The 11,981-nt window shown below is 44.0% G+C and carries 8 protein-coding genes; 2 read left to right on the top strand and 6 right to left on the bottom strand.

Annotated features, from left to right (window positions below; genetic code table 11):
* Positions 1–103: 103 nt before the first annotated feature.
* The 3 genes from BLV66_RS00440 to BLV66_RS00430 all read right to left on the bottom strand — a co-directional run bounded on the left by BLV66_RS00440 (position 104) and on the right by BLV66_RS00430 (position 3,518).
* Positions 104–1,309, bottom strand: coding sequence for a glycosyltransferase (locus tag BLV66_RS00440; RefSeq protein ID WP_086985446.1), 1,206 nt, complete (start codon positions 1,307–1,309; stop codon positions 104–106).
* 210 nt (positions 1,310–1,519) lie between these two features.
* Positions 1,520–3,250, bottom strand: coding sequence for a phosphoenolpyruvate--protein phosphotransferase (gene ptsP / locus BLV66_RS00435; RefSeq protein WP_086985447.1), 1,731 nt, complete (start codon positions 3,248–3,250; stop codon positions 1,520–1,522).
* Between the two features lies 1 nt (position 3,251).
* Positions 3,252–3,518 (bottom strand): phosphocarrier protein HPr, encoded by a 267-nt coding sequence (locus BLV66_RS00430; RefSeq protein WP_086985448.1) that lies wholly within the window; start codon positions 3,516–3,518, stop codon positions 3,252–3,254.
* Positions 3,519–3,914: 396 nt separating this feature from the next.
* Between BLV66_RS00430 and BLV66_RS00425 the strand changes: the two genes are divergently transcribed.
* Positions 3,915–6,113, top strand: a complete 2,199-nt coding sequence (locus tag BLV66_RS00425) for an ATP-dependent Clp protease ATP-binding subunit (protein WP_086985449.1) — start codon at positions 3,915–3,917, stop codon at positions 6,111–6,113.
* 165 nt (positions 6,114–6,278) lie between these two features.
* The gene (locus tag BLV66_RS00420; protein ID WP_086985450.1) at positions 6,279–6,554 is read left to right on the top strand and encodes a DUF1827 family protein; all 276 of its coding nucleotides are present in this window, start codon (positions 6,279–6,281) and stop codon (positions 6,552–6,554) included.
* Positions 6,555–6,652: 98 nt separating this feature from the next.
* Here the strand turns inward: BLV66_RS00420 and BLV66_RS00415 are convergent, their stop codons facing one another.
* The 3 genes from BLV66_RS00415 to BLV66_RS00405 all read right to left on the bottom strand — a co-directional run bounded on the left by BLV66_RS00415 (position 6,653) and on the right by BLV66_RS00405 (position 11,825).
* Positions 6,653–8,230 (bottom strand): peptide chain release factor 3, encoded by a 1,578-nt coding sequence (locus tag BLV66_RS00415; protein ID WP_086985451.1) that lies wholly within the window; start codon positions 8,228–8,230, stop codon positions 6,653–6,655.
* A gap of 673 nt (positions 8,231–8,903) precedes the next feature.
* The gene (locus BLV66_RS00410) at positions 8,904–10,289 is read right to left on the bottom strand and encodes a hemolysin family protein (RefSeq protein WP_086985452.1); all 1,386 of its coding nucleotides are present in this window, start codon (positions 10,287–10,289) and stop codon (positions 8,904–8,906) included.
* Positions 10,290–10,466: 177 nt separating this feature from the next.
* A complete protein-coding gene (locus tag BLV66_RS00405; RefSeq protein WP_086985453.1) occupies positions 10,467–11,825 on the bottom strand; it encodes an FAD-dependent oxidoreductase in 1,359 nt (452 codons plus the stop codon).
* Positions 11,826–11,981 lie beyond the last annotated feature (156 nt).

Below are 11,981 nucleotides of genomic sequence, written 5' to 3'. Positions count from 1 at the left end.
TCTAAAAGCTATGTTAACAGTATACCCTACGCTCTGCGCAGATAAAAATAAAAAAGCGCCGGTAAACAGATTATCCAAGCAATCTGTTTACCGGCGTTCCGGCTCAACGTTTGATTTTTTCCAAGAGATTCACTCTTAATTTCACTTCTTCGCGCGGCTGCGATTCATAAATGTCGATACTTGTTTGATAATAGCTCAATACGGCCTCCGCAAATGCTTTTGAAGAAATTTTCTGCATCAGTTCATCCCACACTTCTTGGTTTGTCGCAACATCGGAGCTGTGATAAAAATCCGCATAAGCGATGATGGTCTTACCAATTTTGTCATCCTCGTCAAACAACATCCCTAGGCTGTCCTCTGTTATCAGACCGGATAAATAGTCGTTCCGTTTTGCGATGACCGGACACCCATTTACGATCGATTCTAAGTAGGTCAAGCCTTGCGTTTCTGATTCAGAAGCATTGATATAAATGTCCGCCATTTGGTAATATTCGCTCACATCTTCATTTCTGACTTCGCCCACGAAGATCACGTTAGGGGTCAGATTCATTTCCGATACCAACATCTCTAACTCATGGCGCATCGGTCCATCCCCAACAAACACAAGTTTTGCGGACGGGCAGGCTTCGACAACTTCAGGAAAGGCATGAACAAGCTTATCCAAATTTTTTTCTGAAGACAACCTGCTGAGGGAGAGCAGTACCAATTCGGAATCCGAAATGCCCAACTCTTCGCGCTTACGGGATTTGATGCCCACAATCTGTGCGGGTATCTTGACACCTGTTGGAATGACGCGGATTTCCTTATAAATATTGTAGGATGCCAACTTCTCTTTCATTTGCTCGCTTGGAGCAATGATGCCCATCGTACTATTGCAGAAATAACGGGAGGCTATCTTAACCGCACGGGGTTTCACAACTTTCCCTTTAGCAATGTAGTGCAGATATTTCTCGTACATAGTGTGATAGGTATGCACTGTCGGAATCTCCAGCATGTACCCGACAAATTTACCCGTCAAGCCCAAGCTGAACTCCGTATGCGTATGTACAATATCTATCCTCTGCCTCTTCGCTTCCTTCAACGCTTTGTTCATCCCTTTGACCGCAACCCTACGATCTTTGAAAGATAAGAACGGGATGCTGGTCAAACGGATTATATTTTTTTCAGATTCGTCAGCTTTCGGGTCGGTTGTGGTAAAAATGATGACCTCATGACCTTCTGCCTCCAATTCCTCTTTCAAGGTGCGGATTGAAGTGGAAACTCCGCTCACTTGAGGAAAATACGAATCTGTAAACATGCCTATTCTCATGATTTCACCTCGAAAAAATCCCATCAAATTTATAATGACTCAATATGTTCAGTATATAGAACATTTTGATATTTGTCACTCATCCGCCAGACCTACTTTTTTAAAATATATTCGCCCGAAACAAGGTGCGCAATCAACAAAGGCTGCATCCTTTTTGTGTGTCTACTCGCAGACACACAAAAAGGCCGGGCCTTTTTAGCCTGAATCGGCTTAGACTAATTTAGCTTTCATTTCTTCAACCAATGCAATGACTTCTTCAACAGTTGTACATTCATTGATTGCTTTGTCCGCTAATGTTTCCATTTCTTTGGAATCCAAGCGTTTCATCAAGCTGCGTGTTTTCAGGACGCTGGATGCGCTCATTGAGAACTCATCCAAACCAAGACCCACCAACAACGGAACCGCTGTTTGGTCGCCGGCCATCTCGCCACACATACCAGTCCATTTGCCTTCCGCATGAGAAGCATCGATAACATGCTTGATCAGCGTAAGGATAGCTGGGTTGTAAGGTTGATACAAGTAAGAAACTTGTTGGTTCATGCGATCTGCCGCCATTGTGTATTGAATCAAGTCATTTGTTCCGATACTGAAGAAATCTACTTCTTTAGCGAATTGATGAGCTAATACAGCAGCCGCTGGGATTTCGATCATGATACCTACTTGGATATCATCAGCAACTTCTACGCCATCGGCCAATAGATTTGCTTTTTCTTCATCCAACATCGCTTTTGCAGCTCTGAATTCGTTCAGAGTTGAAATCATTGGGAACATGATGCGTAATTTACCGTAAACGGAAGCACGCAATAATGCACGCAATTGTGTACGGAACATCTCTGGTTCAGCCAAACAAATACGGATTGCACGGTAACCCAAGAATGGGTTCATTTCTTTAGGCAATTCCAAATAAGGCAATTCTTTGTCCCCACCGATGTCCATTGTACGAACAACGACAGGTTTGCCTTCCATGCCTTCCAAAACAGCTTTATAAGCATCAAATTGCTCATCTTCTGTCGGGAAGTCCGAAGAGTCCATGTACAGGAATTCAGTACGGTATAGACCTATTGCTTCAGCACCGTTAGCGACAACGCCTTCCAAATCTTTAGGCGTTCCGATATTGGCAGCCAATTCGATATGTTTACCGTCTGCTGTCACTGTATCTGCATTCTTCAGTTTGTGCCATTCAGCTTGCATCGCAGAAAACTCTTCAGCTTTCTTCTTGTATGCAGCCAATGTTTCTTCATCAGGATTGATGTAGACGTTGCCGTCCAAACCATCCAAAATGATGATATCGCCATCTTTGACGATTTGTGTGATTTCTTTTGAACCTACGATTGCAGGAATTTCCAAAGAACGGGCCATGATTGCGCTATGTGAAGTTCGTCCACCGATATCGGTAACGAACCCTTTAACATAATCACGGTTCAATTGAGCCGTATCACTAGGAGTCAAATCTTTGGCAACGACGATCACTTCTTCTGTGATTGACGATGGATTAGGGATTTTGACACCCAACAAGTGGCTCAATACACGCTCCGTAACGTCGCGTATATCCGCTGCACGTTCTTGCATGTATGGATTGTCTTCCATCGCTTCGAACATGCCGATGAACATGCCAGCAACATCAGAAAGTGCTGATTCAGCATTCACACCGTTGTCGCGGATGTTTGAATTCATTGATCCAATCATTTCTGGATCGGATAATACCATTAAATGTGCATCAAAAACTTGTGCTTCTTTTTCGCCAAGTGACACTGCCGCTTTGTCTCTGATTGCACTTACCTCTGATTTAGCGGTTTCAAAGCTTTGCAAAAGGCGAGCAATTTCGCCTTCCGAATCTTCCACTTTACGCTTCTCAAAGGATAGATCCGGTTCGGTAAGCAAATATGCTTTCGCAATTGCAATACCGTCACTAGCTGCTATTCCTTGTAAGTGGTTTTTCATATTACTCTGCTAGCCCTTCTTTTACCATTGTTTCAGTAATTCCAGCCAGAGCGTCTGCTTCGTCCGGACCTTCTGCAGTGATGACAACATCAGCGCCTTGGCCTACGCCTAATGACATTACACCCATAATGGATTTTAAGTTAACTGATTTACCTTTGTATTCTAAATTGATGTCTGAATTAAATTTGCTTGCAGTTTGCACCAATAAAGTTGCTGGACGTGCGTGAATCCCTGTTTCTGCGATTACGTGATATTCTTTTCTTTCCATGTCATAAACCCCTTTTGAGATGTATTTATTTAAGGTATTTTTAATACGTTTCCATTATAACAGAAAAATGGGAAACCGGATTAAAAATAACCCTTTCATTGAATAAGATTACCATCTTTCGCTTTATACTACAACTGTTTTAACCAGATTCGTTCAAATTTTTGTCATAATTGCTGAAATGCCACTAATTTAATACAACCTTTCCTTTTAACTTGAAGCCGTCCCGCGAAGAAAAAATTTCTTTGTACAGGTCAAACTACTTGAAAGTCAAAATAGGTCAATGTATAATGGGCTCATAAGGTCAGAGTTGGTCAGGAAACCTTCTCACGAGAATTCCTTAGCCGTTACTACTATAATATACATGTAGCTATGATCCATATAGAAAGGAAGATTGCCATGCTTTGTCAAAATTGTGAAAAAAACCAAGCTTCCATTCATCTGTATGCCAGCGTGAATGGACAAAGACGCCAAATCGACTTATGCCAGAGCTGCTATCAAGAATTCAAGGCCGCTCAATCACAACAAAATAATCCGAATCCAAGATCCCAAGGCCCTGTAGACCCTTTTTCTTTCGGTAATTTGGATTCCTTCTTCAAAAAAATGCAGCAAAATCAAGAACAGAATTACCAACAGCCCCCTTCTCCTGAAGCAGCCCGCGGAGGAAAAGGCGGCGGCAAAGGTGGTTTGCTCGATGAATACGGCATCAACCTGACGCAATTGGCCCGCGATGGTGGTATCGATCCAGTCATCGGAAGAGACAGTGAAATCGCACGCGTCATCGAAATCCTGAATCGCCGCACGAAAAATAATCCCGTACTCACAGGGGAAGCCGGTGTCGGTAAAACAGCCGTAGTGGAAGGCCTTGCCCAAAAAATCGTGGACGGCGATGTTCCTCAAAAATTGCTGGACAAAGAAGTGATTCGTTTGGATGTCGTTTCACTCGTCCAAGGAACCGGCATCCGCGGCCAATTCGAGGAACGGATGCAGAAATTGATGGATGAAATCCGTGCAAACAAACAGATCATCCTCTTCATCGATGAAATCCATGAAATCGTCGGGGCCGGAAACGCTGAGGGAAGTATGGACGCAGGCAATATCCTGAAGCCCGCCCTTGCGAGAGGCGAACTGCAATTGGTCGGTGCCACAACGCTGAATGAATACCGCAGAATCGAGAAAGACGCTGCATTGGAGCGCCGATTCCAGCCCGTCCGGGTGAATGAACCGACTCCTGAACAGACGTTGATCATTCTCCAGGGCATCCGTCCGAAATACGAAGATTATCATCACGTCAAATATTCGGATAAGGCACTGGAAGCGGCTGTCAAATTATCGCATCGCTACATCCAGGATCGCTTCCTTCCGGATAAAGCCATCGACTTGCTTGACGAGTCCGGATCCAAAAAGAACCTGACCATTAAGCCCATCGATCCGCAACAGATCGATGAACGTATCGAAGCGGCCGAAAAAGAAAAACAAGCTGCCTTGCATGCGGAAGATTACGAAAAAGCTGCTTACTATCGCGATCAGATCACAAATCTGAATAAGATGAAACAAAATCCGACGCCAGCTGATGGCGATCCCGTCGTAACGGAACAGGATATCCAAAAGATCATTGAGATCAAAACAAATATACCAGTCGGTGAATTGCTTGAAAAAGAGCAAACACAATTGAAGAATCTTGACAGCGATCTGAAGAAAAATGTCATCGGCCAGGATGAAGCCATCGAGAAAGTTTCCAAAGCGATCCGCAGAAACCGGATCGGATTGAGCCGCAAAAACCGCCCGATCGGCTCCTTCTTGTTTGTGGGACCTACCGGTGTCGGCAAGACCGAATTGGCCAAGCAGTTGGCGATCGAAATGTTCGGAACCGAAGATGCGATTATCCGCTTTGACATGAGCGAATATATGGAAAAACACGCCGTCTCCAAATTGATTGGTTCGCCGCCTGGTTACATCGGCTATGACGAAGCCGGCCAATTGACCGAGCGTGTCCGCCGCAGTCCCTATAGCATTCTGCTTCTGGATGAAGTCGAAAAAGCCCACCCGGATGTCATGCATCTCTTCTTGCAAATCCTGGATGACGGCCGTCTGACGGATTCTCAAGGCAGAACCGTCAGCTTCAAAGACACAATCATCATCATGACAAGCAATGCAGGCACGGGCGTTCAGGAAGCAAGTGTAGGTTTCGGAGCAGCCATGAAAGGCAAGACGCATTCCATCCTGAACCGCTTGAGCGATTACTTCAAGCCTGAATTTATCAACCGCTTCGATGCGATCGTTGAATTCAATCAATTGTCCAAAGAGAATTTGAGCAGCATCGTCACGCTGATGTTGGATGATGTCAACGAATTGTTGAAGGATAAAGAAATCCGAGTGACCGTATCGCAGAAAGCAAAAGATCGCCTTATCGATTTGGGATATGATCCAAGCATGGGGGCGCGCCCGCTGCGCCGCGTTATCCAGGATCAGATTGAGGATCAGGTAGCTGAATTCTACTTGGATAATCCGAAAATCAAGGATTTGTTTGTCGACGCAGATGAAGAAGGCAATCTGATGGTCGTCAGTAAAGTCGAACGCACAGAAACAGCAGACTGAACAACAGGAGGCACGAGAAGTCATCGAGTTATCGTTGACTTCTCGTGCCTTTCTCGTTTAAAAGGGCAGGAAAATTATTCATTTATTTCTTTACCCTTTAAATAAATGAACAGTTGTTATATAATTATTCTATAAACAGCCAACCTAAGTTAGGGGTGTTCGTCCATGAAATTGATCGATGTTACAAATAGCCACGCTGATCTTGTACGTGAGCAATTGGCCAACACCGATGCTCAATTTGTCAAAGTGTATTCTTTGGGACAAACTACAGTCATCTTTACCGGTGCCGTAACACATGAGGATGTCATTATCCTCAACAAAAATCGTCGCGTAAAACAAAGTGAAATCGACTTTGTACTGACGAAATTGTTGCACCTTACCGTTGACGATGTGGAAGTTATGCCTGGTCATAACTTCGTGGAACTATCTCATCTGAAATGATTGACATTTTCTGCAATCGAAAAAAATCTTTTTAACGCAAAACGCACACTGCTTTTCAGCAATGTGCGTTTTTTGTTTTGTGTTATTGATGGTTCAAATTAAAGCAAAGCCGTCAATTTAACTGATGGATATTTGTCCTCGAACCAACGCATAGCAAATTGGTTTTCGAAAAGGAATACAGGATTGCCGAAACGGTCGCGGCACAGTAAGTTACGGCTTGAGGACATGTTCGGATCCAAATCTTCCGAATCGATCCATCGTGCAATTTTGGAGCCCATCGGTGTCATTTCGACTTCCGCATTGTATTCATGCAGCAAGCGGTACTGGAACACTTCAAATTGTAATTGACCGACCGCACCTAGGATATAATCCTCTGTATGGTAGGTTTTGTACAACTGGATGGCTCCTTCTTGAACCAATTGTTGCACGCCTTTATGGAATGACTTCTGTTTCATGACGTTTTTTGGAGTGACTTTCATGAACAGTTCCGGTGTAAATTGCGGCAACGCTTCGAACTGAAGCCCCTTTTTGCCTTCGTAAATCGTATCCCCAATCTGGAAGTTACCCGTATCGTATAGTCCAATGATATCGCCCGCTACTGCCGTTTGGACTTGCTCACGTGAATCGGCCATGAACTGCGTTGTATGCGCCAGTTTGATCTTTTTGCCGGTACGCTGAACATAGACGTCCATTCCGGGTTTAAATTCACCGGAACAGACCCGCACGAAAGCAATCCTGTCTCGGTGAGCCGGATTCATATTTGCTTGGATCTTGAAGATGAAGCCGGTAAAGTTTTCGTCCGTAGGTTCAACAATCTCGTCCGCTACGGTCACATGTTCACTTGGGCTCGGAGCAAAATCCACAAAGGCATCAAGGAATGTCTGGACGCCGAATCCAGTCAAAGCTGATCCGAAGAAGACAGGCGTCAATTTCCCGGCTGCGATTGCTTCTTCCGAAAAAGCGTTGCCCGCCTCTTTCAGCAATTGAACATCTTCAACTGCTTGAGTATAGATGGTTGATTGCGTCACTTGGTAATCGCCTTCGATTTCACCGTCTTCATTCAGCGGAAGGAAATCATTGTCTTCATTCTCTTCAGGATGAGTTAATTCCACGCGATTATTGTAGATGTCATACAGACCCAACAAATTTTTCCCCATGCCCATCGGCCAGTTCATAGGATAGGCTTCAATCCCCAAAACTTCTTCCAATTCCGCAATCAGATCCATTGGCTCGCGGCCATCACGGTCCAATTTATTGATGAAAGTAAAAATCGGAATCCCTCTCATGCTGCAGACCTTGAATAATTTCTTTGTCTGGGGCTCAATCCCCTTCCCGCTGTCGATTACCATCACGGCGCTATCCACAGCCATCAAAGTACGGTAGGTATCTTCCGAGAAGTCCTCATGCCCGGGTGTATCCAAAATGTTGATCTGTTTTCCGTCATAATCAACCTGCATGACCGAACTGGTTACCGAAATACCCCTTTGTTTTTCAATATCCATCCAATCCGATTTGGCGAATCTGCCTGATTTTTTCCCTTTTACCGTCCCTGCTTGGCGGATTGCGCCCCCGAACAGCAATAACTGCTCCGTGATAGTCGTTTTACCGGCATCCGGATGGGAAATGATGGCAAATGTTCTTCTTGCTTTTACTTTATCTGCTAATGTTTGAGTCATATTGTTCTCCTTTTTCGAATATCTCTATCGTGAATGTATGAAAAGCTGAACGGGTTCGCTCAGCCCTGATTAAGGACACACTGTGACCTAATCGGTCAAGTACTCTGATATCAAAGTGCGACATCAGAGGGCCTCGCTGCGAGGCCAGTTGGATGACCTGATGACAGGATTAAGCGATTAAAATCGCAAGAGTCATGACAATTCAGGAAATCGTGCCGCCTAAGCATCCTAGAGCGCAATATGCTGAGAGACTTCCGAAACAAAAGAATCAACGTGACCGTACCGGTCAGTTGTATCGTGTTTCTAAGTTATCCAGATGACAAGAACTATTGCCTTGTCGAACAGTATCCTTGGCTCGTAGAGACTGGGGGTTCCTTTATCCTTTCCAAAGGGCTTACCCGTGAAGCTAACTATCTAAATTGGAAGCATGAAACATTTTGCAAAGCCATAAAGCACCTGTGGTGAGGAACTTTTGGTTTCAGCATATTATCTGCTTTCCTTTACACAAAAAGATAGCATGAGCAATATGCACACGCTAACCCACGACAATACCTTTGTTATTATACAAGAAATCCGAGCATTCCACAAGATTGTCCTTGCAACAGTATGTGGACAAAAAAAAGCAGTTTCACCATCACCGACTATTATCGATCAAGGCAAAACTACTCATCATTTATTCTGTTTCTTTTTTTAAATCGGCAGCTTCTTTAGCCTCATCCTCTTTAAAACGTTCTTTTGCGGGTCTGTCGTTCTCGTTCATATAAGACACCCCGACTTTCAAAAGACGGCGATTGTCGAACGCCAACGTTTTGATGATCAATCCGTTCTCTTCGATGGACGCTTCCTCATTTTCTTCCGGAAACTCTCCCAACTCAGTCAACAGATAACCGGCGATCGTATCGACATCCGCCGATTCAAGTTGCGTGCCAAAATAATCATTGAAGCGATGCAATGGCGTAGCTCCATCCGCTTCGTAGACATTATCGCCGATTCGCTCGATAAGCACATAGCTTTCATCGTATTCATCCTCGATATCGCCAACAATTTCTTCGAGGATATCCTCCAAGGTCACAATCCCTACCATGCCACCATATTCGTCATGGAGCAGCGCCAATTGGTTATGGCTTTTCTTCAGGTAGGACATCAATTCATCGGTCATGATCGTTTCCGGAACAAATAGAGGCTCATTCATGATTTTCCGAAGATCAATCTGATTGATTGGGGTATTCTTGGACTCCTTCAATAAATTTTTCAGATGCAATACACCGATGATGTTATCCTTATCATCTTCATAGATTGGTATGCGGGTATAAGGGGAGTCTAATGCTGCTTCTATGTTAGCATCGACAGCATCGTTCACATTCAGCATGAAGGTGTCCGTTCGCGGCACCATGACCTCACGGGCCATTTTATTATCCATGGAAAGCACCCCCTTCAGCATGTTGAATTCCATCCGTTCGATGGTCCCTTCATCGCTACTCTTTTCCAACAGGTCCCGCACTTCTTCGCGCGAAAACATATCGTTGCCACTCGTGAACGTGATCGGCGTCATTTTTTCCAACACACTTGTGGAAAAGGATAAGAACCAAACAAAGGGTTTCATCAGCTTTTGGACGACTGTGATGAAGCCCGCACCTGCCCGCGCCACTTCTTCAGGGCGTTGCAGTCCCAGCTGTTTCGGATACAGTTCACCAAAGACTAAGGAAATGTAGGAGAGCGCTAACGTCACAATCAAAATGGCAGCCTGCTCCGCTCCAGGTATATTGCTCAAATAGGGATCGAGTCTGGCTGCGAATGTATTGGCAGCAGAAGCACTGGAAAGAAATCCCGCGAAAGTAATAGCAACTTGGATAGTCGCCAAAAAATCATCAGAATGATCCAAAAGCGCCAAAATTTTACGCGCTTTTTCATCCCCTTTGATGGCTTGATTTGCCACCCTATTTTTGTTCAATGAAACAAATGCGATTTCGGATGCCGCAAAAAATGCGTTCACCAATGTCAATACCGCAATCAGCAACAGTTGCCAAAGCAAGGTCTGATTACTGGGGTCTGTGGTCATAGATTGTTTTCTCCTTCGTTTTTTTATCTCTTTGAAAGTTTATCGTTATCGTTCATTATCTAATGACCCGGCAAAAAATACAAGTCTTTTATCCAGAAACACTGTCTATTCCACAAAGAGCCCCTCTGTTAATCAACGGATTGATTAACAAAGGGGCTCCAAAGTAACGTGTTTAAATTATTTAGCAGCTAATTCTGCTTCTTGTTCCAAAGCTTTTTGTGCCAACAAGTTCAAATAGTTCCAAGGACGGTCAAAATGAGGTTGGAAGAAGAAGTCGACCAGAGCCAGGTCTTCAATCGTCATTTTGTTTTGAATAGCTAATGATAAAGTATTGGCTGATTGTGTGATGTCATACTTGGACATCAACTGTCCGCCAACGATGCGGTTCGTACCTACTTCGTAGACAAGTTTCATCAGCACTTTTTCATTTGATGGCATGAACTCCGGACGATAGAAGTCTTCCAGAACTACGGAGCGTGTTTCAAGTCCGAATGCTTCAGCACTTGCATCGTTCACACCGGTAGAACCGATAGTGAAGCCATTCAGGTACAGTCCGGACGTGGATTGTGTTCCACGGTATTTCATTTTAGGTCCGTTGATGTTTTTACCGACCAACAATCCCATACGCACAGCGTTTGTTGCCAAAGGAATATATGCATGTCCGCCGTTCGGATTGTAGTTTACAGCACAGCTGTCTCCTGCTGCATAAACGTCTGGCAAGCTTGTTTGCATGTAATCATTCACGATAATCGCACCGTTCTTCATCATATCCACTTGACCTTTGACGAGATCCGTATTTGGTCGGAACCCTACGCATAAGATGACCATTTCAGCTTCGTATTCTCCGCCAGTTGTAACTACTGTAGTGATGTCTCCAGCTTTGTTCTCTTTGAAGCCTTTAACCATTTCATTCAATTGTACTTTTACGCCATGAGCGCGCAAGTCATCTTCAAGGATGTCCGTGAATTCAGAATCCAAATATTTATTCAAAATGCGATCCAAACCATCGACCAATGTAACTTCTTTACCGTCGTTAGCAAAAGCTTCAACTAACTCGATACCGATGTAGCCGCCGCCGACAACGACGATTTTCTTCTTATCGTCTTTGCGTGCGATGATTTCTTTTGCTTGGTTATAGTTTTTGCAAAGCAAAACATTTTTGCTTTGGATGCCTTCGATTGGCGGGATGATTGGCCATGAGCCGATCGTTAAAACTAACTTGTCATATGTGTCTTGAAATTCTTCGCCGGTAACTAAGTTTTTCACAGAAACAGTTTTAGCAGCTGTATCAATGTTTGTTACATCATGTTGCATGTTTACGTTTGCGCCTAGCGAAGCAAGCTCCTCAGGGTTAGAGTAGAATAATCCTTGTGGATCTTTCACGACACCGCCGACGTAAAGCGCAATCCCGCATGACAAGAATGAAACGTTGTCGTTTCTTTCATATACTGTTAATTCAGTACCTGGATTCTCCTTCAAAATTGTCTTCACTGCTGACGTTCCGGCATGAGTACATCCCACTACGATTACTTTCATTGTACTTCCTCCTAAAATTTCCGTATTAATATATTTTGCACAAACCAATTGCCGCCGTTCTCATAATTCATAATAAAAACTGCACAAATTGACTCGTTATGCCCTTAACACTTTTTACATAATAAAGGATTCCAAAGGTAAAAAGCAATCAATAAC

The sequence above is a fragment of the Trichococcus collinsii genome (assembly GCF_900107505.1).
GTDB lineage: Bacteria > Bacillota > Bacilli > Lactobacillales > Aerococcaceae > Trichococcus > Trichococcus collinsii.
This window is presented reverse-complemented; position numbering and strand designations above follow the sequence as displayed.